A 20,798-nucleotide genomic window follows, 5' to 3' on the forward strand; every position below is an offset into this window, starting at 1 on the left:
CATGGATTACCTGCCCAGCGTCGCCGGCGCCCAGTTTCGCGACGTCTCCATCCTGGCCACCGACGAGCCCGTGCTCGGCGGCATCGACGGCAACGACAACCGCCCGCACCGGGAACTCGCCGAGCGCGACGAGTACCTGAAGGCCAAGGGCGAGGCGCTCGCTGCCGACGTGGACGTGCTCCGCGCGCGCGTCGATGCCATCGACCTCGCCTCGGGTACGGCGCTGCGCTCGGCCGTGCTGCTCGACTGGCTCTACAAGGAGGACAGCGCCGCCTTCGAGCTGTTCACCGACGGCTTTTCCTGGCGCGATCTCGCCCCGATCGCCGTCGTGGCGGCCTCGGCCGGCGACGACACGCTCGACCTCGCCTCGACCGAGGGCCTCAAGGTCGGCAATTCCTACACCCTGATCGATGCCGGGACGCTGCGCCTGGAGACGGTCGAGATCCTGGCGATCATCTCCTCGACGCGCGTCCGGACCCGCCTCAACCTCGCGCATACCCTGACCGCGCGTGACAGCGCCTTCCTCGCCCGGACCTCGTTCGATATCCGCGCCGGCTACTGCATGATGCAGGACGGCGACGTGTTCTTCTCCCGCGTGCTCACGGAGCTCCGGGCGCAGAGCGCCGGCCAGATCGTGGTGCGGCGTCAGGCCTCCGACACCGGCACGCTCACCATCGGATACCGCAGCCCGACGACTACCGCGGGCGCGCCCTACCTCGCGGCGGTCCGCACCGCCGTCGTCGCCGGCGCCGACGGCACCCGCGACGAGTTCTACGCCCTGATCAAGGGCGGCCTGCTCGAGCTGCGCCTCGCCTACGCCAACCCGGACGCGACGAAGCGGGCCCGCATCGACCACATGGTCCTGCTGCCGCCGCCCCGCGCGATCGGCGAGACCCTGGTGCTGCAGCCGAAGCTCGTCGCCCCGGCCGACCAAGCGGCCAACGTCGGCCAAACCCCGACCCTGCAGCTCTCCCCCTACCGCGGCGCCTACGGCGTGCCGCAGGGCGGGGCCCGCTTCCGCCTCGCCCGCGACCGGGCCATGACGGACGTCATCCTCGATACCGACGCGGACCTGCTCGGCGCCTGGAACGCGGTGGCGGGCCAGACGGCGGCCTTTGCCGACGTCCTGGCGCTCGGGGCCCGCGACTTCCTGGCCGTGGCCTCGGCCGTGTCGCTGCGCATCCAGATCGCGCAAGACGGCACGATCACCACCACGCCCGGCACCGTGACGGGTGACCTCAAGCGGGTGCACGGTTCCGCCGCGCTGCTGGCCGCCGTGGGCGTCAACGGCGCGATCCGCACCTCGACCGATGCGGGCGCGACCTACACCGTCCGGACGGCGGCCGCCTCCTACAGCGGCACCTTCTCCGGCGTGAACGTCCGCAACGCCTACGTGGTGGTGGCAGGGGCCGCCGGCATGGTGCAGCGCTCGGTCAACGCCGGGGCGATCTTCAACCAGATCAACCCCGACAACGGCTACACGGGCGACTTCACCGACATCGCTGGCGACGGTGCCGGCGCGCTGATCTTCGTGGGCACCGGGGGCGAGGTGCAGACCTCGGCCGACGACGGCGCCACGTTGATCAAGCGGGCGCTGCCGGGCAACTATGCCGGCACCCTGCGGGCCGTGGCGATGACGCCGGCCGGCTTCGCGGTGGCGGTCGGCGACAACGGGGCGATCTTCACCTCGAGCGACCGCGGCGCGACCTGGGCCGTGAAGAGCGCCGCCGGCGGCTTCACCGGCAGCTTCTACGGCGTCGCCGCCGTCGGCCGGTCGGTCGTCGCGGTCGGTGCCGGCGCGCAGATCCAGACCTCGACGGACGGCGGTGAGACCTTCACCGCGCGCCTCGCGGGCGGGGGCGCCGCGGCCGCGCTGCGCGCCGTCGCGCTCGACCCGAACCTCTACGGCCTGGCGCTGGGCGACGGCGGCGCGTTCCAGCGCACGCTCCGGCTCGAGGGTGCGGTCACGAGCTTCACCGTCCCGGCCGGTATCCTCGGCGTGAACCAGGTCGTGTTCGCGCAGGGCGGCTACTACAGCCAGGACGGGGCGCGCTCGCCGCTCTCCGAGGTGGTGGCGTTCGCGACCGCGGCGACCTTCGCCTACGTCAACGCGCCCCAGATCGTGCAGCCGGCCGCCGGCGACACGGGCGTCGCGGTCAAGCCGCTGATCCAGACCGGCCCCTTCGCCACGACGGGGCAGGCCGACACCCATGCAGCGAGTCGCTACCAGATCGCCACCAGCTCCGGCTTCGCGGCGGCCTCGATCCTCTACGATAGCGGCGAGGTGAGCGACCTGCTGCAGCACCAGGTCTCGGCCGTGACGCTGCCGGTCGATGCCGACCTCTTCGTGCGGGCCTACCACAAGGGGCAGGCGCTCGGAGTCGGGGCGTGGTTGGCCCCGGTGGCGTTCCGGGCGCAGAACCGTCCGGCGCAGCCCGCGATCCTGGCGCCCTCCGACAAGGCCACGGGCGTGGGCCTCAGCCCGCAGATCACCGTCTCGGCCTTCAACATGCCGAGCGCGGTTCAGGACGCGATCCAGATCCAGGCCGGGACCGGGTCGGACTTCGCCGCGCCGCTCTACGACAGCGGCGTGGTGACGGCGGCGGGAAGCTTTTCGGGCTTCCGGCTTCCCGTCGGAACGCTGCCTGCCGCGACCCAGATCTTCGCCCGGGCCCGCCAGCGCGCGGCGTCGGGTGCCTGGTCGCTCTGGTCGCCCGTGATCGTGTTCAGGACGCGGGCCGCCGGCGGCATCGCGGAGGCCCACGCCCAGCTGCTCTGGACCGGAAACGGCCAGCCGCAGTTCGTGCGAACGGATCTCGACCTGACCCCGGGCGGCGCCATCCTGGCGTTCGGTCGGGACAGCGCGGCCCGCTTCCTGGTCTCCACCGCGCGCGGTGTCGGCGAGCTCGGTCAGCCGACGCAGGTCGGCGACCTCTCGCTCGTCGGCGACGCCTACACGTCGCGGTCCGACGTCCTCAACGGGCTCTCGCTCGCCGGCTTCACCGCCGGGGCGGCGCTCAGCGAAGCGGGCAAGCGCTACCTCGCCTACGTGTTCCGGAACCAGGCGCGGTTCTTCAAGACCGGTGTCATGCCCTCGACGGTCGATCAGAACGGGCAGCGGGTGGTCACGGCCGACCTCTCGACGCTCGGCACGGTCGGCGCGGTGCTGATGAAACAGGTCTCCGCGCCGCGCACGCCGCCGGTCGATCCGGAGTATGTCGGGCCGCTCTGGTATCTCTGGCACCGGTCCTACGCGAACGAGTGGGTGTTCAACATCAACTCGTTCACCTGGAGCCGACCCAACGGCGGGTTCTCGCTGCCCACGATCAACGGCACGACACTGAAATCGGTCGGGTACGAGACCCCGGTCGAGTACCTGGCCTTCGCGCACGATCCGAGCGCCGACGGCGTGGTGCAGTGCGTGTCGTTCTCCAACGGGCAGGTGCAGGCCTACGACACCGGCTGGCCTGAGGGCGTGCAGTTCGCTCTGCTGCGCCGGGTCGACATCGCGGGCGGGGCGAACGAGCCCTGGCAGTTCGTCGATGTCGCCCGGGCGCCGGGCTTCGCCGGCAATGATCGGCCGATCGCCACTGCCGGCGTCGAGGCCACGCGGGACATGCTCACCCAGTCCAACGGTGTGGTGAGCCTGGGTCCGGAGGCCCTGTACGGCGGCGGCCAGTACATCGCCGTCCTGATCCGCGCCGTGGGCTGAAGGCCCGCCTCTCCGAGCTGACACCCCCCTGACCCGCCGCCGGGATGATCCGGCGGCGGCCCCTCGCTCACCCTGCCGGCCCGCGCCGGTGGGGTCTTTCCGTTTGGGAGATCCCCCGCATGGCCACGCCCGTCGATTATGGCGTCCTGTTCAATACCCTCGACGACGATCTGCAGCCGATGCAGCAGACCGACATGTCGACGCTCTACCTCGTCGGCACCTCGGAGGACGCAACGCCCTCGTTCCTGCCGCTGAACGCCTCGCGGATGTTCAACTCGTCCGACCCGCTGTTCCTGGCGGCGCTCGGCACCGGCAACCTCGCCACCGGAGTCCGGCTGGTCAACGCGAACCTCGGCCCGTTCCAGCTCGCCGCTCGCATCATCGTGCACCGGGTCTCGAAGGGCGCCACCGACGCCGAGACGATCGCCAATATCGTCGGCAATCAGGCCAACGGCACCGGCATCTACGGTGCCCTCGCCTGCGGCCAGCGCTTCGGCGTGACGCCCCGCCTGTTCTTCTTCGTCGACGGGCTGACCGGCGTCTTCACCCGCGGCCCGACCAGCACGGTGGTCACCCGCGCGGCCAAGTTCGGCGGCAACACCGGCACCGGCCTGATGACGCTGGCCGACCCGGCCTTCGGGGTCGGCGTGAAGGCCGGCGTCTACCGGGTCCGGGCCAAGACCGCCGCGGCCAACGGCGGCGTGTTCTCGGTGGTCGATCCGGACGGCACCGTGCTCGCCGACGCGACGGTGGGCACCGCCTACACGGGCGTCGTCAAGTTCACGATCGCCGACGGCGCGACCGACTTCGTGGTCGACGACGGCTTCGATCTCACTGTGACGCTCGCCGAGGGCCCTGCCACGGTCAACCCGATCTGCGCCGCGCTCCCGCAGGTGCTCAACGCGCTGCTGGCCAACGCGATCGTGTCCGGCCCCGGGACCACGGTGCAGGACGACCGCGACTGGCGCGAGACCCTGTCCCACGAGCGCCTGATCCCGGTCTCGACCTGGGTGACCGCGGTCGGCATGTCGGAGGGCACCTTCATCGAGCCGGGCCCGGTCGCGGCCGGCATCGGTGTCCGGGTCGATGCTCAGACCAAGGGCAAGATCGGCGTGCCCTCGCAGTCCTTCGCCAACCAAGCGGTCTACGGGATCACGGCGCTCAAGCGCTACGACACCTTCTCGCTCTCGGACGGCGCCAACGACGGCCAGCAGCTCTTGGCCGACGACATCGGTATCATCCAGCGCGGTGAGACCGGCGTGGACACGGCCGCGGTGTCGTCCGGCTTCGTGCTGATCTGCTACGCCAATGCCGGAACGGTGAAGCTCAACCGCTTCTTCAACGTGACCCGCACCCGGGATTACGCCCTGCTGCAGATCCTGCGGGCGTGGCGGGCGCGGCTCGGCATCACGAACATCACCCGGACCGGGATCCAGGCCTTCGAGAACGACTGCGACGTGATCCTGTCGCGGCTCCAGACCGACGAGCACATCATCGGCTACCTCACGGGCATCGGCGCCGGCAACACGCCGGAGACGATCCGGGCAGGGCGCTTCCGGTTCAAGATCAAGAACGAGCCGGCCTCGCCGTTCCTCGTCGCGGAGGCCGACGTCTACCGCTACCGCGACGCGCTCAACGCGCTGCTCGCGGACGTCGCCGGCGGCACCAACGCGGCGCTCGCCCCCGTCACCTGATCCCCGCGCGATCTCGCCGCCCGGTCCGCGCCTCGTGCGCCGGGCGGCTCCCCACGCGTACCCGCCTTCCCTGATCGGAGTCCCCGATGCTCTACCTCCAGAAGGGCTCGTCGCTCGTCGCCGGCGACGACGGCCCCGGCAATCTCAAGACCCACAACCTCGACTCGACGGCCCTTCCGGCGCTCGAGGAGATGTCCGAGGCCCACCACGCCGCCGGTTCGATCTTCGAGATCGAGTGGGGCAACATGGGCATGAAGGCCCTGCAGCCGACCTTCAAGCTGAAGGGCTGGGATCCGCAGGTGCTGGGCCTGATGGGCCAGAAGAAGCGGAAGATCTGGACGATCTACGGCAACGTCATCGACAAGGTCGAGGACGAAGAGGTCGAGGTCACCGCGATCATCAAGGCGCGGCTCGCCAAGGTGGCGCCCGACAGCTTCGAGCGCGGCAAGCTGATGGGCCACGACCACTCGATGCACGAGGTGGTCGGGTACAAGCTGTTCTTCAACGGCGTCGAGAAGATCTGGTGGGACCACTTCGCGCACATCTGGCGCGTCGATGGGGTTGACCAGCTCGCCGACGAGCGCCGCATCCTGCGCCTGCCGGGTTGATCGCGGCGCTTCCCTCCTACCCCAGCGGCCGGTGTCCTCGCACCGGCCCTCCCCACACGACACGAGCTTTGACGCCCGCCATGGACACGCCCGCCCCCGCGCCTGCCGCCGACACGCCCCCGGTCGAGGCCGCGCTGCTTCCCGCCGCACCGCGCTTCGCAGGCACCCGCGTCCGCGACCGCGTCGTGCTGCTTGACTGGCCGATCGCGTATGACGGGCAGGTCTACGACCAGATTACCGTCCACCGTCCGACGACCCAGGATGTGGCCGATTTCGTCGCGCGCGTGAATGCGGCGCCCGAGAACGCCTCCGTGCACTTCCCGATGTACGATGTACCCTTCGCGGTGCTCGACGCGCTCGATCCGGATGACGCCGATGCGGTGAACGCGGCGGTGGCGGATTTTTTGCCCCGCCGCTGGGGCGGGGCGAGCGCGCCAGCCCCGGCCTCTGGCAGCACTACCGAGCCCTGATCGTCCGCCACGTCGGCGGCCCCCGCGGCGAGCTGATGCGGATGCCGTGGGACGAGTTCTGCGCCGAGTTCGCGATCGCGCTCGGCTTCGCGCGAGGTGAGGGATGACATCCAAGGTCTCGACCCTCACCGTCAGCCTGAAGGACGACGTCTCCGGCCCCGCAGGCGCGATCGGCAAGGCCCTGAAGGGCGCCTCTGATCAGGCCCGCGCCATGGGCAAGGCCATGGAGGGCACCGGCGCCTCCAAGGGCTTCGTCAACAACCTCGCCCGCCTAGGCCTCTCGGCCAAGGACATCGAGAAGGTCTCCGCGAGCCTCAAGGATTACGCGAAGGCCGCCGGGCTTGCTGGCGACGCCTCGACCTGGACGAAGGACCAGACCGCCCAGATCCGCCAGTGGGAGACGGCGACGATCGCCAGCCTCCGGCATGTCGCGGCCGAGCAGAAGACCGTAGCCAAGGGCGCGCTCGACGTCGCCGCGGCCATGGCCCGGTCGAGCGCGATCACCGCACAGGGCCGGCGCGTCGCCGATGGTATGGGCGCGCCGAGCCGCGCCGCGGCATTGCGGCGGGAGGCCGCCGCACTTGCCCTGGTCGAGGCGCGGACCGCGGCCCTGGTGCGGGCGAACGAGCGGCTCGCCAGCAGCATGGGCCGGGCGAGCGCCATCACCGCCGGGGGAAGGCTCGTCGCCGACGGCATGAGCGCGCCAGCCCGTGCGGCGCGAGCCGAGCGCGAGCGCGCCGCTCAGGCCACGGCGGATGCCCGGGCCGCGGCGCGGGCCGAGCGGCGCGAGGCGGCCGGGATCGTGGCCGCCGGCGCCGGCGTCTATGCGGGCCACAAGAGCCGGGATCTCGCGAAGAGTGCGATTACCTCGGCGGCTGAGTTCGATCTCGCGGTGCGCAAGCAGAAGGTCTTCACGGACATCTCGCACGGTGATCAGGCCGGGCTCCTCGCCCAGGCCAAGCGCATCGGTCAGGAAACGCAGTTCTCCAACATCGATGTCGTGAAGGCTCAGACCGCGGCGATGCAGGGTCTGCCCGCCGGCTTCGCGCCTTCTCTGAAGGCGGCGGTGGCCGAGGGCATCGTCCAGAACGTGCGCAACTTCTCGACCCTGATGGAGACCGATCTCAAGGAAGGCACGGAGATCATCCGGTCCTACCTGCAGCAGGCCGGCAAGGACATCTCGACGAAGGAGAAAGCGCTCTTCGAGGCGAACAAGGCCACCAACCAACTCGTCAAGATGGCCAAGCTCGGTGGCATGGACGGCGAGGACGTCAAGAACTACGCGAACTACGCCATCGCCTCCGGCACGGCCTCCGGACTCTCCACCGACGCCCTGATGACGCTCGGCGCGCTCGCCCGTCGCGGCGGTCTCCGCGGCGACGTCGCCGGCGTGGCCGTGCGCTCGATGGCCTCGAAGATCGTGGCGCCGACCCGGGACGGCATCGCCGCGCTGAACGCGGCCGGCATCAAGCACTCCGATTACGTGAAGATGCCCGATCGCCTCAGCACCGAGGCGCTCGAGGGCCAGTTCCAGAACACCATGGGCAAGGGGTTCACGCCCGCCATCCGGAAGCGCATTGAGGCGATCAACACCGACAAGGCGCTGATCGCCGACCGGGGGAAGTACGTCGAGGCGGTCACGGATGCCGTCTCGCCGATGCTGGGCAAGACGAAGAAGGGAACGGTGCGGGCCTCCGACGCCAAGGTCGCGGCGAAGGCGGCCGGCGCCTACTACAAGGTGGCGGGTGCCTCGGTCGACGCCGAGGGGCTGCTCGACGCGGCCATGTCGAAGAACATGACGCTGCCGCAGCTCAACGCGTGGCTCACCGACAAGCACGGCGGCAAGGGCGCCATCACCCAGAAGCAGTGGGACGAGTTCAAGGCGGCCCGCGAGCAGATCAAGGGGGCGGCCGACGATCCCGACTGGGCGAAGAAGAAGGCCGACGAGGTGTTCGCCGGCCTCGGCGGCGCGGTCGAGAACCTGAAGGGGTCGTTCGAGAACCTGATCCTGACGATCGGTAACGCCAACGCGGGGCTGATCAAGTGGAGCGCGGACGGGCTGGGCTCTATCCTCGACGGCTTCTCGAAGCTGCCGGAGGTGGCGCAGCAAGCGCTCTCGCTGAGCGGCGTGGTCGCCGCGACGGTCGCCGGGGCTTGGGGCACCCTCAAGCTCCTCAAGACGGCGGTCGGGCTCGCCGGTGGAGCGGGAGCCGCGGGCGCGGGGGCGGCCGGTGCCGCTGCAGGAGCGGCGGGCGGCGCAGCCGGAAAGGCCGCCTCGCAGCGGATGATCGCCGGCATGGGCGGCGGCGCCGTAGAGGCGGCCACCAGTGCCGGTGCGGCCGCCGCCGGTGCCGTCGTTGCCGGCGTCGCCGTTGGCGGCGCAGTTGCGAGCGCGGTCGCCACGGAGGCGGTCAAGAACCGTGAGTTCGCCGATCCCTACCTGTCTGGCGGCATGCTGGGTGCGGATCCGGCGGGCTACGGCTTTGGCGCGGCCATCGTGCACGCTCCGGACCTGATCCCGCGTGACCCGCCGCCGATCAATCCGCGTGCGATCCCGAGCATGATGGGGCACGGGATGCACCAGTCACCGGGCGGGGCAGGTTCGGGGACGAGCGGCTTCGGCCTGTCGGGCCCGCAATCCGCACCGGCCATTGCCCCGCGCGGCGACGATGCGGGATTGCGGCAGGTACACGCCAGCGCCGAGCAGCTGAAGCAGGCGCTCGACCAACTCAACGGGGTTAGCGTCACCCCGCAGGCCAACGCGGGGCCCCTTGAGGCCCTCGCGGCCAAGGCCCGCGAGGTCCTTTCGCTGCTGCAGCAGATCCCGGGGGCGGCCGCATCCGCGAACGCCTCGGCGATCGGCGGCATCCGCGCCCGCGGGTCCGCCGCTTCCTTCCAAGGCCCCGACTACGCCGGACCGTAAGGCCCGGCGTCCCCGTCCCTCTGCGGGGCGCGTTGAGGACACCGGACCATGCTCGCCCAGCTCGGCCTTCTCCAGTTCGAGAGCACGGCCCTCGGGCCGCACGAGATCCGGCACGCCACGGCGGCCGACTATGCCGAGAAGGACGTCGTCGGCGCGCTGAAGCCCGCGGAGTTCGTGGGGCCGGGCGACGACGAGATCACGCTGGTGTGCTGCCTGCCCGGGCCGGAGATGGTCGACCGGGGTCTGGGGTCCGTCGCGCTCCTCGACCAGATGCGGCTCTCGGGTGTCCCGTACATCTTCGTGCGGGGCGACGGAACGAGCTTCGGCTGGCGCCGCATCACGAAGTGCGAGGCCAAACACCGGCGGCCCGACGGCGACATGATCGGGCGCGTCGTCGACTTCGAGATCACGCTGAAGCGCACGCCGAGGCCGGGTGCGGCGAGCGCCCTGGCCTTCCTCTACTCGCTCCTTTCCTGAGGCGCCTGCCATGGCGATCGAGACGTTGCAGGTCGAGCGGGCGCCCTGCCCGCTCGACCTGCTGTTGTTCCTGCGCTTCCGACGCGAGGTTCCGGGGCTCCTCGAGGACACGCTCGCCCGCAACCCGGGGCTGGCCGCACTCGGGCCCGTGCTGCCCTACGGCACCGCCGTGGTGGTCGCGATCCCCGACCCGCCCGCGACCGCCCGCACCATCACCCGCGAACTGCTCACCCTGTTCTGAGGCATCCATGCCCCACACGGATTTCTGGGTCTCGGTCAACGGGACCCCGATCTCGTCGATGCTCGAGCCGATCCTGATCGCCATGACGATCACGGACACCGACGGCGAGGAGGCCGACAGCCTGGAGATCGAGGTCGACGACGCCGGCGGCCAGATCAGCCTGCCGCCGACCGATGCGCCGATCCAGGCCGGCATGGTGCGCGTCGAGGATGGCGGTTCCGACGCGGGCCCGCCGAAGATGTTCTCCGGCAAGGTCGACAAGGTGACGAGCCGCATGGCGCGAGGCGGCGGCCTCACCCTGCTGATCACGGCGAAGTCCGTCGATCAGAAGGGCAAGCCGAAAGAGCGCCAGCAGTCCCACCACGACAAGGGTAAGCTCTCGGGCGTCGCCCAGAAGTTCGGTCAGGGCGCCGGCCTCAAGGTGAAGGTCGCGCCCGGCATCGACGTCGAGCGCGATTGGTGGGGGATGCAGGGCGAGAGCTTCCTCGAGTGGGGGCAGCGCATCGCCCACGAGGTCGGCGCCACCTTCAAGGTGCGCGGTGATCAGGCCGTCTTCGCCGAGCGCTCGGCCGGGCAGTCGTCCGGAGGCCAGGGGCTCGCGGCGGTCCGGGCGCACCGGGAGTTCGACACCGACGGCACCCGGATCGGCAACATCGTGTCGGGCGAGCTGAGCCCGACCGAGGACCGGCACGCCTGGCAGAAGTTCGAGGCGCGCTACTACGACCCGAAGGATGCCAAGTACAAGACGCAGGACTTCGAGGCGCGACGCCGCCCCGGTTCGGTTGTGCACCGCGACCGCTTCACCCGTGCGGATCAGGGCTCCGCCAAGGCCCGCACCAAGTCGACGAGCGCCGAGGCCGAGCGCGAGCAGGGCGGCGGCACGCTCACGATCGACGGCGATTCCACCGCCCAGGCCGAGGCCTCGTGCATCGTCTCCGGCTGGCGCCCCGGCATCGACGGCACCTACCGCATCAAGACCGCCCGGCACCGCCTCACGCGCAGCGCCGGCTACCTGACCGAGCTGACGCTCGCCCAGCCGGGAGGCGAGGCCGGTACCGACGGCCGCAAGGGCGCCGGCGCGGAGTCCTGACGCTCCCGGCCCGCTCGTCCGTTCCGCGCCGCCTCCGGGCGGCTTTTTCATGCCCGGAGCCCAACCGATGATCCTGCGCCACCTCGCGCTGCGGGCCGCCCTCGCATGCCTGATGCTCGCCACGACGCCGGCCTGCGCCGATTGGGTCGGGCGCGCCTCCTGGTACGGCCCCGAATCCGGTGCGCGCCGCGCCGACGGCCGCCCCTTCCGCCCGGAGGCGCCCGGGGCCGCGCACTGGACCCTGCCGCTCGGCACCCGGGTCCGGGTGACCGACCTCGCCACCGGCCGGCACGTCGACGTGACCGTCAACGACCGCGGCCCGCATCCGCGGTTGCATCGCCTCATCGACCTGTCGCTCGGGGTGGCGCGCGCGCTCGGCATCGTCGAGCGCGGCGTCGTCACCGTGCGCGTCGTCCGCCTGTGAGGGCCGCGCTCGCCCTGGTCGTGCTCACCATGGCCGGCGCGCCGGCGCTGGCCGCGCCCCGTGCCCACCAAGTCCCCCAACCGCCGCTCGAGCACGATCCGGCGCGCCCGCCCGCGTCAGCCGATTCCACGCTCACGGCGACCGGCTCGGCCTCGGGCCGGCGGCTGCGTGCCCTCGACCTCGACGGCCTCGTCCCGCTGCGCCTGCGCCTGACGATCCCGTTCTGACCCTCCTCACCCGGATCAGCATCATGACCGACTGGAAGCGGATCCTCCGCGCCGTCGCGCCCCGCGCGCGCGCCGATATCGTTGCGGCCTTCGTGGCGCTCGATGCCGAGATCGAGGCCGCCGGCATCGCCACGGATCTGCGCCGGGCTCACTTCCTGGCTCAGGTCGTGCCCGAAAGCGCCTACCTGACGCGCCTCGAGGAGAACCTGAACTACACCACCGCCGAGCGCATCCGGGCGACCTGGAAGACGCGCTTCCAAGACGTGGCCGCAGCCGCGCCCTACGTCCGGAATCCGAAGGCGCTGGCGAACTTCGTCTACGGCGGCCGCATGGGCAACAACCGGCCCGGCGACGGCTGGCTGTTCCGCGGCGGTGGCCTCGGCATGACGACGGGGCGGGCGAACTACCGCAAGGCCGGATTCGAGAGCAGCCCCGAGGAGCTGCGCAAGCCGCTCATCGCGCTGCGCACCGCCCTGACCTTCTGGGTGGACAACCGCTGCGAGGCCTACGCCGATCGCGACGACGTCGTCGGGCTGCGTCAGGTCTGGAACGGGGGGCAGATCGGAATCGCGGAGACCCGCGAGATCCTGGCCAAGGCCAAGGCGGTCCTCAAGACGCTTCCCGCCCAGGCGAAGCTGAAGGCGCTCCGCTACCCCGTCGGCGCCGTCGACGGCGACCATGCCGCCCGGACCACCGGCGCTGTGCAGCTGCTGCAGCACCGCGCAGGCCTGCCCGTGACGGGCGAGCTCGACGACGCCACGCTCGCCGCCCTGGACGAGGCGGAGCCCCTGCCGGTCGCGAAGAAGGACGCCAACCTCGCGGCCTCGCGCACAGTCCAGGGGGCGGGCGCCGCCGGCACCTTCGGCTTCGCCGAGCTCGTTCAGAGCGCGGGCGAGCTGAAGGATCAGGTGGAGAGCGCGCACGCCCAGATCTCGGCCGGCACCGTGTTCGGCCTCGTCATGGGCACGGTGATCGTCGCCGGCGCCGCCTACGCGATCTACGCGCGCTGGGACGACGCCGGCCGGCCTCTGCCGGGCTTCCTCGCCCGCCGCTTCCCCAGCCTCATGGGTGCCGCCTGATGCTCGATTTCTCCACGTCCGGAATCCTGATCGCCGCCCTGCAGGGGCTCTGGCTCACCCTGTCGCCGGCGGCGCTCGGCACCTTCGTCGCCGGCGTCGGCATCCTGGCGCTGGCCGCCTGCGGGATCGTGGTCCTGCCGGTCCGCTACCGTCTGCCGGCGATCGTCCTCGGCGGTGCGCTGGCCATCCTCGGCGTCGGCTGGCAGCTCGCCCTCGCCGAGGGAGCCAAGACCGCGATCCTCGCCAACGCGAAGGCGGCGATCGCGGCCGACCGCGAGCGTGCCGACCTCGCAGAGGCCGCCGCCCGGGACATCGGCGCCCAGGCGGTGCGCGACGCCGAAGAGTACGAGCGCGCCCTCTCAGCCAAGAAGGAATCGGACCATGCCGCGGACGTCCATCCGGACCGCGATCGCATCGCTGTGCCTCGCGACCTCGCTCGCGGCCTGCGAGCACTCCAGCGGGCCGGCGCCCATTGATCTGAGCCTCGGCGCCGGCGTCGCCCACCGGGTGACGCTGCCGCCCGCGCCGGCCGGCGTTGAGGCGTGCCTGCGCCGGACCTTCCCGGAGGTGCCGGACCGTGACCTCACCACGCGCGAGGTCACCCGGATGCTCGGCGACGCCATCCTGCTCGACAAGGCCAAGACCGCCTGCGGTCTGCTCGCGGTCCAGTGGGTCGAGCGCGTCCGGCGGGACTTCGCCCGCTGATCAGTCCTCCGACCCCCGTGAAAATTTCACGAGGGTCGGCACACCTCTTCGCGCCCGCCTCGCCGGCGCCGCCCGGCCTCGGAGGCCGCCCATGACCCAGCAATTCCAGCAGCAGCAGACCCAGCCCATGACCGGTCGACCGATGGACGAGCGCATCACCTCGCTCGAGGTCCGCGTCGGCGGGATCGAGGACGGCATCAAGACGATCGTCGGCAAGCTCGACACCCGCGATCGCGTGCCGTGGGGTGTGATCGGTACCTTCGCGGGCGTCTCCCTGACCATCATCGCCATGGTCGGCGGCTTGGCATTCCGTCCGCTGGGCGACGGGATCTCCGACCTGAAGGCGCAGCTGGTGAAGATGGAGGCCCGTGCCGACCGCTACGTCCCGCGCGAGGACCTGGACACGCGTTTCGCCAACGCCCGCTCCGACATCGATGCGCGTTTCGGCGTGGTGAGCCAGCGCCGGGATGATCTGCAGCGGCTGACCGATGCCCGCATGGACCGGGTGGAGCGTGACCTCGACGCTGTCCAGAAGCACGTCGTTCCCCGCGGTGAGCACGAGCAGATGTGGGCCGCACAGCGCGCCCGGGACGCCGACCTCCAGCGCCAGGCCGACCAAGCGCGCCAGGGGCTCTACGATCTGAACACCCCGCGGGACACGATGCAGCGAATGCAGCGGCAGATCGACCAGCTGGAGCGCGACCAGCGCCGTCCGGGCGGCTGATCCCGCGTCGACACCTGTTCACACCTCAGGCGCCCCTGGCTTCGGCCGGGGGCGCCTTTTGTTGTTTCAGGGGGCAGAGCGCCGCTGGCGCCGCCGCGTCTCTGGGTGATCCCGAGCCGCGTCTTCCTGTGTCTCCGCCTCGGCTGCCAACCTCCGGATCACGTTGCCCAGGCGCGCGAGCATCGGCCGGCGCTCGCGGTAGGAGTGCGCGTCGTACTCCGCGCGCCACGCGGCGAGCGCCTCCTCCAACGTTCGTCCCTTCAGGTATCCTGCCGCGAGCGCCCGGCGGCCCTCGTCCAGATCCTCCACAGCGCGCTCAGCCCTGCAGGCTCTCGGCGAAGTCGTCCGGCACCTCGCCGAACTGGCCGAGGATGGTCGCGCTCTCCAGCTCGCCCGTCTCGTCGTCGGCCACGATCCGGATCGCGGCCGTGCCGGGCATACGCGCGGCCATCGCCTCGGCCTTCTTCAGCGCGCCGCTCTCTGTCGAGGCGAGTTCCGGCCGGTCCGGCTTCAGCCGCTTCCGGTGGATGCTGAAGGTCTGCACCATGAAGCTCGTCTTCAGGGCCATGCTCGGATCCTCTCCCCCAGCGGCCGGAAACGGATAAGCCCCGCATCCGAAACGCGCTTCAGACACCATCCACAGGCGTGCACAGCTGGCGAAGATCGCCCCGCTCACCAGATTGCTCACAGGCCGCCCGCCGTGTTTGTTCGCTAAACGTTCTAGCAGGGGTGAGGCGCCGGAGTGAGTCTGCATCGGGTCGCAGAACTACCGGACGACGGGTTGTCCACGGTGCGCGTGCCGCTGCTGGGACAGCGGCTCTGCGCCGGCTTTCCCTCGCCGGCCGACGACTTCCTGGAGGGGGCGATCGAGCTGCCGCGCTGGCTGGTGCCGAATCCGCCCGCGACCTTCCTCTGGCAGATCAGCGGCGAGAGCATGCGCGGCGCCGGCATCTTCGACCAGGATCTCGCCTGCGTCGATCGGAGCCTGAAGGCCGAGCACGACTGCGTGGTGGTGGCCGTCGTCAACGGCCAGATGTCGATCAAGCGGCTGGTGATCGAGGGCAACCGGGCGCGGCTGGCCTTCGACAACCCGGACCTGCCGGCCTTCGCGGTCGAGGATCTGGAGGAGGCCGCGATCTGGGGCGTGGTTCGCTTCACGATCCGCTGGCACCTCGTGCGCGGGCGGCTCGGCCGATGAGCCGGGCGCTGGCGCTGATCGACGGCAACTCGTTCTACTGCTCCTGCGAGCGCGTGTTCGATCCGAAGCTCGCGGGCGTGCCGGTCATCGTGCTCTCGAACAACGACGGCTGCGCCATTGCGCGGACCGCCGAGGCGAAGGCGCTCGGCATCAAGATGGGCGATCCCTTCTTCAAGATCCGGGAGATGTGCCGCAGCCAGGGCGTGCGGGTGTTCTCGTCGAACTACACCCTCTACGGCGACATGAGCGCCCGCACGAACGCGGTCTACCGGGACTTCTCACCCCGGGTGGAGATCTACTCCATCGACGAGAGTTTCCTCGACCTCTCCGACGTGCGGGCGGATCGGCGCGTCGAGCTCGCCCGCGACCTGCGGGCGACCGTGCGCGCCTGGACGGGCATCCCGACTTGCGTCGGCATTGGCCCGACCAAGACGCTCGCCAAGCTCGCCAACCACATCGCCAAGACGGTGCCGAACCTCGACGGCGTCTGCGACCTAACCGATCCGGTGGCCTACGATCACTGGCTCTGCCGCATCTCGGTGGCGGAGGTGTGGGGCATCGGCCGTGCCTCGCTCGCAAAGCTCGAGGCGCTCGGCGTCGACACCGTGGCGGACCTGCGCGATCTCGACCCGCGGCCGGTGCGCAAGGCGATGACAGTGGTGGGCGAGCGCATCATCCACGAGCTGCGCGGGCTGGCCTGTCTGCCGCTGGAGCTGATGCCGGCCCAGCGCAAGGGCTGCGCCGTGACCCGCTCGTTCTCCCGCCGGATCACCGACCGGGCCGAGCTGGAGCAGGCGGTCTCGGCGCACGCGACGCGGCTGGGCGAGAAGCTGCGGCGCGGCGGGCTCGCCACCAATCACGTCAGCGTCTTCTATCACACCAGCGAGCACGACCGCGGCGATTCGATGCGGTCGGTCTCGACCACGGTGACGCTGCCTGAGGCGACGAGCGATTCGCTGGCGCTGATCAAGGCCGCGCTGCTGGGCGTCGCCAAGACCTGGCGCGAGCCGGGCGAGCGGCCCTGGCGCTACGCGAAGGCCGGCGTCATCACCACCGACCTGATGCGCCTGGAGGAGAGCCCACGGGCACTGATCGGGCAGATGGACAGGGAGCGCTCCGGTCCGCTTATGGCGGCGATCGACGCCTGCAACGCGCGCTGGGGCGCGGGCTCAGTCGTTCCGGCGCGGGCGGGAGTGCTGGAGAAGCGGAGCTGGAGCACGAAGTTCGAGATGCGCACGCCCCGTTATACAACTCAGGTAAGAGAGTTACCGATCGCGGTCGCATAGATATCTCAGCGCGCACCTGCGCACGAGAAAGTGCTGTTGGTAGAATCATATTTTCTCAATAGCAATATCGCCTTGCTGCCTGCGAAATAGGCGATAAGCTTGCGGTCTGATGGGAGGAGCGACGCCTGAATTGATGGCATTTTCAACCGAAGCGAAAGTCTTCTCGCTTAGATTACGAGTGTCAGGCATAGAATTTGATTTTAGCCACGCAGGTATATCGTAATCCGTCCAGTTTGACGCCAAAATCCTCTGAATCAAACGATCAGAGAATCTTGATCGAACAACTCGGGCTGGCACACCTGCAACGATCATATATGGATCAACATCATTTGTGACGACAGCGTTCGCACCAATCACTGCTCCTTGCCCGATCGTCACCCCGGGCGAAACGACCGCGTTGGCGCCGATCCAGACGTCATGGCCAATCCGAATTTTCCTTGTGGCCTCGGGTTCGAATACCGGGATGTCGCCAAAGCGCCAATTAAATGAAGTTTTATCGTAAAAGACAGGCGAAGTTGATAGGGAGGTCGTCGGATGCGTGCTGCCCAAACAAGTGACATTTCTTGCAATGCTACAATACCTACCCACTTCCGTATGCTCTAGCTGAACATTATGCATAATATAGCTATAAGCGGCGATTGATGCATGCTGTAGTATACAATTAGCGGCTAACCTGCATGGATCTTCGAAATGAAAGCTTCCGTCAATCAGTACGCCAGGAGGTGTACGAAGGCCATAACTTGCCAGCGTCGCCCTCATGCTGTCATTGGTGAAAAACATTGCCATGCAACGCCCTCAGCCTAAGGTTGCCTCAGAGCAAGCCCAACGCTGTCCGAGACATACCAGCAAGGATGATCATTCATAGGAACAGGTTGACGGCGAAGATGGCTGTACGGTCAAGCCAGCGCACGAATGGGTCAGATTGGGGCGATGTTTGAGCCGCTCTTCCCGCGTGTCAGCTTCGCGTACCCAGGCGTCGAGTCGGTCGGCCGGGGCGAGCTCGTGACGCTCGTGTTCGAAGGATGATTTGACCATACGATCTGGACAGTTGTACAGCCCTCCGATGTCCAGAGCGAGCCGCTCTACAGGAGCCGAGGCGGCAATCGCGAGCTTGTTTCGATCAGATCGGTCAACACGCCGAAAGCGCTGGAGCGACGGGACTAGATTCTGACATAATGTCTGGATGGCTCGCCCGGCCACTCGACAGGGGCTTCGGAGGCACCTCCCCTGACACTACAGTCGTAGCGCCATAATGACCGGGCGACTCATCGAGTTGGGACCTCGAATGAGGCCCCAACTCTATACTTTGCTTCGTTCAGGTACCTAAATGGATCAAACGAAGTTGGTCGAGCTGAGCGCACCACCGGTGATGCCGGTCAGGCGAACAGCCTGATCCCCGACACGGTCGCCATTGCTATCGATGAACAGGAAGCCATCGGTCGCGCTGCCCTGATCAGCCACGAAGACGACGTTGTTGCCGCTCGCGCCCATCAAGGTGTTCGCAGCGCTCTGCTGACCCGAGAAGCCGGTTTGACCGGGAGCGAGCGTCGCCGTACCGAAGGTCGTGACACCGCTCGACACCGCGATACGGAACAGGTCAGCACCCGCTGCAACGCCGGTGATCAGATCCGCAGTTGCCGCGGTGTTGCCCGAGTCGCCGATGCCGATCTGGAACACGTCAATGCCGCCAGCAGCGTTCAGCGTGTCCTGACCGGCCCCGCCGATGATCGTGTCGCGGGCACCGGTACCGGTGATCACGTCGTTGCCGGCGCCGCCATCCAGCAGCGTGTTGTTCGCGCCGCCCGTACCGATGATGGTGTCGTTGCCGAGGTTGCCGAAGATTGAATCGGCGCCCGCACCTCCCGTCACAACATCGTTGCCCTGGCCACCGTAGAAGATGTCCGCACCCGCACCGCCGGTGAAGGTGTCGTCACCGAGGTTGCCGTAGATCAGCGAGCCATCGGTGTTGAGGGCGTAGTTGACCAGATCGTTGCCCTGGCCGCCGAAGACGGTGTCACGGCCGAGAGCCGCAGTACCACCGGACGAGGCCGCCGTGATGACGTCGTTGCCCTGATTGCCGTAGATCAGGTCCAGGCCAGCGTTGCCGAACAACGCGTCGATGCCGTCGCCACCATACAGGGTGTCAGCGCCGCCACCACCGACGATCGAGTCGTTGCCGACATTGCCGAAAGCGCGCACGCCGTCAGTCGCCGAACCAGAGTAGTTGATCGTGTCGTCGCCCTGGCCGCCGAACACAGTGTCAACGCCGGCCGTACCGGTGATGACGTCATTGCCTTGGTTGCCGTAGACGACATCGGAGCCGACGCCACCGTTCAGATTATCGTCATCGTTGTTGCCGAAGAGGGTGTCGGCGCCGCCGCCGCCGGTCAGTGTGTCACGCCCCTGGCCACCGAAGGCGCGGAAGGCGCTACCGGAGCTGGTGCCGTTGATGACGTCATCGCCGACGTTGCCATAGATGATATTGCCGGTACCCACGCCGGACAGGCCGATAGTGTCGTTGCCGGAACCGCCGGCGACCGTGCTGTTAGCCGAGCCGCCAGTGAGAAGGATCGAGTCACCGTTCGCGCTTCCGGTAACGCGCTGGTTCGTCGCGCCGGAAACCGACTGATCCGAACCGTCGTCGTTCAGGATCGTACCAACCGCAGTGGCGGTGGTGTTGGTCGCGTTCGTGATACCGGTCAGGTTGACGTTGAACGTCTCGTTCAGCTCAGGGATGGTGTCCCCGTTGATCGCGACGGTGAACGTCTGGGATGTCGTGTTCGCGGCGATCGTCGCCGTGCCCGCCGCTGCAACGTAGTCCGAGCCAGCGGTCGCGGTACCATCAGCGGTCGCGTAATTAAACTGAATCGCCTGATAGCTGGCGTTCGTGAGCGTCGCAGTAAACGTCAGGTTGCTGGTGCCGTTGGCTCCTTCGGAGATGGCGACATTGGCAACGCTCAGAGTGGGACGAGCGTCATCGTTCGTGATAGTACCGGTTGCAGTCCCGCCGCCTGCAGCAACGGTGCTGTTGGCAGGAGCCGTGATAGCCGCGACAACGGTCTCGTCTGTCTCGAAGGTTGTATCGGGGGTGGTCGTCACGGTAAACGTGCGGGTCGTTTCACCAATGGCGAACGCAACAACCCCGGTTGCCGGAACGATGTCACCAGTGAGCTGGTAGTCGGTCCCTGCGGTGGCAGAGCTCCCATCGAACGATACAGTTACGTTCTCCGCATCCACGCTGCTGTCACGCGTGATTGTATAGGTGAGTGCATTGCCAGGCGCTGCGTTGCCCTCGTTGACAGCAGCAGCTGCTCCAGTGTTCGCACCATTTGAGACTGCAATCGAATAAACGGCCATGAAAACTATCAACCTCCGAAGGCGAGGCTCGCTTCGCCGCGATGCGAGTGCTGCTGCGTTAGCATCTATGCGGGTGCCTACGAGTCGCGAGATAGCCCGTATGCCCAGGAGGATTCAAGCTAGGGTTCGGTCGTATCGCGTACAAAATCGCTCATGTTGCCAAAGGCACACGGATTCTCGCACCAGAAGTTGTGGACGAGAGGTATGTCGCACAAAAATCGTTGGCATCGCCAAAAACAGGGTCTGATATCATATGGCAAAACACTAGTCTGATTTATCCATCAATAACTTTACAAATTTGGACAGGTTATAATATGAATTCACGCTTTTATTGCCATCATCCTTGCCACGCAGGCGACTGCATACATTCGACCTGCAGAGCACGGGCAGCAGGGTTGCCAGCCCGATCATCGCCAGGGCCGTGGCAAATTCGCTTATATTGTCGAACGCCAAGAGCGGCGTGCTGGGTTGATCGCGAGCTGTAGTGATCGGGCGGATCAAGGCGCCTCAACCGCAGCGCAAGGAGGCCGTGGTTCCACCCCCCCCCTGAATGCCACTTGTGCCAGAGAAGCGCGAACGCTAC

Annotated in this window: 21 protein-coding genes; 16 read left to right on the plus strand and 5 right to left on the minus strand. The window is 68.5% G+C overall.

Annotated elements, in window-relative coordinates:
• Position 1 precedes the first annotated feature (1 nt).
• The 14 genes from MFF54_RS06200 (at position 2) to MFF54_RS06265 (ending at position 14,374) form a co-directional block, all read left to right on the plus strand.
• Positions 2-3,712 carry a WD40/YVTN/BNR-like repeat-containing protein gene (locus tag MFF54_RS06200; RefSeq protein WP_238301753.1) on the plus strand — a complete coding sequence of 1,237 codons (3,711 nt, stop codon included), beginning with the start codon at positions 2-4 and terminating at the stop codon, positions 3,710-3,712.
• 119 nt (positions 3,713-3,831) lie between these two features.
• Positions 3,832-5,406, plus strand: a complete 1,575-nt coding sequence (locus tag MFF54_RS06205) for a phage tail sheath protein (protein ID WP_238301754.1) — start codon at positions 3,832-3,834, stop codon at positions 5,404-5,406.
• A gap of 86 nt (positions 5,407-5,492) precedes the next feature.
• Positions 5,493-6,014 carry a phage major tail tube protein gene (locus MFF54_RS06210; RefSeq protein ID WP_238301755.1) on the plus strand — a complete coding sequence of 174 codons (522 nt, stop codon included), beginning with the start codon at positions 5,493-5,495 and terminating at the stop codon, positions 6,012-6,014.
• 80 nt (positions 6,015-6,094) lie between these two features.
• Complete coding sequence (locus MFF54_RS06215) at positions 6,095-6,484, plus strand: phage tail assembly protein (protein WP_238301756.1); 390 nt, start codon at positions 6,095-6,097, stop codon at positions 6,482-6,484.
• 103 nt (positions 6,485-6,587) lie between these two features.
• Positions 6,588-9,407: a phage tail tape measure protein gene (locus MFF54_RS06220; RefSeq protein ID WP_238301757.1), complete on the plus strand. Its 2,820-nt coding sequence runs from the start codon at positions 6,588-6,590 to the stop codon at positions 9,405-9,407.
• A 48-nt stretch (positions 9,408-9,455) separates the two neighbouring features.
• Positions 9,456-9,884 carry a phage tail protein gene (locus tag MFF54_RS06225; RefSeq protein WP_238301758.1) on the plus strand — a complete coding sequence of 143 codons (429 nt, stop codon included), beginning with the start codon at positions 9,456-9,458 and terminating at the stop codon, positions 9,882-9,884.
• 10 nt (positions 9,885-9,894) lie between these two features.
• Positions 9,895-10,125 carry a tail protein X gene (locus MFF54_RS06230; RefSeq protein WP_238301759.1) on the plus strand — a complete coding sequence of 77 codons (231 nt, stop codon included), beginning with the start codon at positions 9,895-9,897 and terminating at the stop codon, positions 10,123-10,125.
• A 7-nt stretch (positions 10,126-10,132) separates the two neighbouring features.
• Positions 10,133-11,215: a phage late control D family protein gene (locus tag MFF54_RS06235; protein ID WP_238301760.1), complete on the plus strand. Its 1,083-nt coding sequence runs from the start codon at positions 10,133-10,135 to the stop codon at positions 11,213-11,215.
• A gap of 67 nt (positions 11,216-11,282) precedes the next feature.
• On the plus strand, positions 11,283-11,639 hold the full coding sequence (locus MFF54_RS06240) for a septal ring lytic transglycosylase RlpA family protein (protein ID WP_238301761.1): 357 nt from the start codon (positions 11,283-11,285) through the stop codon (positions 11,637-11,639).
• Positions 11,636-11,866, plus strand: coding sequence for a hypothetical protein (locus MFF54_RS06245; RefSeq protein ID WP_238301762.1), 231 nt, complete (start codon positions 11,636-11,638; stop codon positions 11,864-11,866). The genes MFF54_RS06240 and MFF54_RS06245 overlap by 4 nt, the downstream gene beginning before the upstream one ends.
• A gap of 23 nt (positions 11,867-11,889) precedes the next feature.
• A complete protein-coding gene (locus MFF54_RS06250; RefSeq protein ID WP_238301763.1) occupies positions 11,890-12,945 on the plus strand; it encodes a peptidoglycan-binding protein in 1,056 nt (351 codons plus the stop codon).
• Entirely contained in the window at positions 12,945-13,421 is a 477-nt protein-coding gene (locus MFF54_RS06255; protein WP_238301764.1) for a hypothetical protein, read from the plus strand. Before MFF54_RS06250 ends, MFF54_RS06255 begins: the two co-directional genes overlap by 1 nt.
• 31 nt (positions 13,422-13,452) lie before the next feature.
• Positions 13,453-13,650, plus strand: coding sequence for a hypothetical protein (locus MFF54_RS06260; RefSeq protein WP_238301765.1), 198 nt, complete (start codon positions 13,453-13,455; stop codon positions 13,648-13,650).
• 91 nt (positions 13,651-13,741) lie between these two features.
• Positions 13,742-14,374 (plus strand): hypothetical protein, encoded by a 633-nt coding sequence (locus MFF54_RS06265; protein WP_238301766.1) that lies wholly within the window; start codon positions 13,742-13,744, stop codon positions 14,372-14,374.
• Positions 14,375-14,440: 66 nt separating this feature from the next.
• On the opposite strand, the gene MFF54_RS06270 is transcribed toward MFF54_RS06265, so the two are convergent.
• Together MFF54_RS06270 and MFF54_RS06275 are read right to left on the minus strand one after the other, a co-directional pair.
• The gene (locus tag MFF54_RS06270; protein WP_238301767.1) at positions 14,441-14,683 is read right to left on the minus strand and encodes a hypothetical protein; all 243 of its coding nucleotides are present in this window, start codon (positions 14,681-14,683) and stop codon (positions 14,441-14,443) included.
• Positions 14,684-14,690: 7 nt separating this feature from the next.
• Entirely contained in the window at positions 14,691-14,942 is a 252-nt protein-coding gene (locus tag MFF54_RS06275) for a hypothetical protein (protein ID WP_238301768.1), read from the minus strand.
• A gap of 174 nt (positions 14,943-15,116) precedes the next feature.
• Between MFF54_RS06275 and MFF54_RS06280 the strand changes: the two genes are divergently transcribed.
• Positions 15,117-15,572, plus strand: coding sequence for a LexA family protein (locus MFF54_RS06280; protein WP_238301769.1), 456 nt, complete (start codon positions 15,117-15,119; stop codon positions 15,570-15,572).
• Positions 15,569-16,858, plus strand: coding sequence for a Y-family DNA polymerase (locus MFF54_RS06285; RefSeq protein WP_238301770.1), 1,290 nt, complete (start codon positions 15,569-15,571; stop codon positions 16,856-16,858). Before MFF54_RS06280 ends, MFF54_RS06285 begins: the two co-directional genes overlap by 4 nt.
• 45 nt (positions 16,859-16,903) lie before the next feature.
• Here MFF54_RS06285 and MFF54_RS27615 read toward each other — a convergent pair whose 3' ends face one another.
• The 3 genes from MFF54_RS27615 to MFF54_RS06305 all read right to left on the minus strand — a co-directional run bounded on the left by MFF54_RS27615 (position 16,904) and on the right by MFF54_RS06305 (position 20,716).
• On the minus strand, positions 16,904-17,644 hold the full coding sequence (locus tag MFF54_RS27615; RefSeq protein ID WP_283206257.1) for a CatB-related O-acetyltransferase: 741 nt from the start codon (positions 17,642-17,644) through the stop codon (positions 16,904-16,906).
• Between the two features lie 546 nt (positions 17,645-18,190).
• Entirely contained in the window at positions 18,191-20,215 is a 2,025-nt protein-coding gene (locus MFF54_RS06300) for a beta strand repeat-containing protein (protein WP_238301771.1), read from the minus strand.
• Between the two features lie 264 nt (positions 20,216-20,479).
• The gene (locus MFF54_RS06305; RefSeq protein WP_238301772.1) at positions 20,480-20,716 is read right to left on the minus strand and encodes a hypothetical protein; all 237 of its coding nucleotides are present in this window, start codon (positions 20,714-20,716) and stop codon (positions 20,480-20,482) included.
• Positions 20,717-20,798: the final 82 nt, after the last annotated feature.

Source organism: Methylobacterium gregans (genome assembly GCF_022179245.1).
In the GTDB taxonomy this organism is placed as follows: domain Bacteria; phylum Pseudomonadota; class Alphaproteobacteria; order Rhizobiales; family Beijerinckiaceae; genus Methylobacterium; species Methylobacterium gregans.

Coding starts and splice junctions, on each gene's coding strand:
- MFF54_RS06225 (WP_238301758.1), top strand. CDS start 9,456: ATGCTCGCCCAGCTCGGCCTTCTCCAGTTCGAGAGCACGGCCCTCGGG.
- MFF54_RS06230 (WP_238301759.1), top strand. CDS start 9,895: ATGGCGATCGAGACGTTGCAGGTCGAGCGGGCGCCCTGCCCGCTCGAC.
- MFF54_RS06220 (WP_238301757.1), top strand. CDS start 6,588: ATGACATCCAAGGTCTCGACCCTCACCGTCAGCCTGAAGGACGACGTC.
- MFF54_RS06215 (WP_238301756.1), top strand. CDS start 6,095: ATGGACACGCCCGCCCCCGCGCCTGCCGCCGACACGCCCCCGGTCGAG.
- MFF54_RS27615 (WP_283206257.1), bottom strand. CDS start 17,644: ATGGCAATGTTTTTCACCAATGACAGCATGAGGGCGACGCTGGCAAGT.
- MFF54_RS06265 (WP_238301766.1), top strand. CDS start 13,742: ATGACCCAGCAATTCCAGCAGCAGCAGACCCAGCCCATGACCGGTCGA.
- MFF54_RS06250 (WP_238301763.1), top strand. CDS start 11,890: ATGACCGACTGGAAGCGGATCCTCCGCGCCGTCGCGCCCCGCGCGCGC.
- MFF54_RS06275 (WP_238301768.1), bottom strand. CDS start 14,942: ATGGCCCTGAAGACGAGCTTCATGGTGCAGACCTTCAGCATCCACCGG.
- MFF54_RS06205 (WP_238301754.1), top strand. CDS start 3,832: ATGGCCACGCCCGTCGATTATGGCGTCCTGTTCAATACCCTCGACGAC.
- MFF54_RS06200 (WP_238301753.1), top strand. CDS start 2: ATGGATTACCTGCCCAGCGTCGCCGGCGCCCAGTTTCGCGACGTCTCC.
- MFF54_RS06300 (WP_238301771.1), bottom strand. CDS start 20,215: ATGGCCGTTTATTCGATTGCAGTCTCAAATGGTGCGAACACTGGAGCA.
- MFF54_RS06210 (WP_238301755.1), top strand. CDS start 5,493: ATGCTCTACCTCCAGAAGGGCTCGTCGCTCGTCGCCGGCGACGACGGC.
- MFF54_RS06255 (WP_238301764.1), top strand. CDS start 12,945: ATGCTCGATTTCTCCACGTCCGGAATCCTGATCGCCGCCCTGCAGGGG.
- MFF54_RS06235 (WP_238301760.1), top strand. CDS start 10,133: ATGCCCCACACGGATTTCTGGGTCTCGGTCAACGGGACCCCGATCTCG.
- MFF54_RS06240 (WP_238301761.1), top strand. CDS start 11,283: ATGATCCTGCGCCACCTCGCGCTGCGGGCCGCCCTCGCATGCCTGATG.
- MFF54_RS06285 (WP_238301770.1), top strand. CDS start 15,569: ATGAGCCGGGCGCTGGCGCTGATCGACGGCAACTCGTTCTACTGCTCC.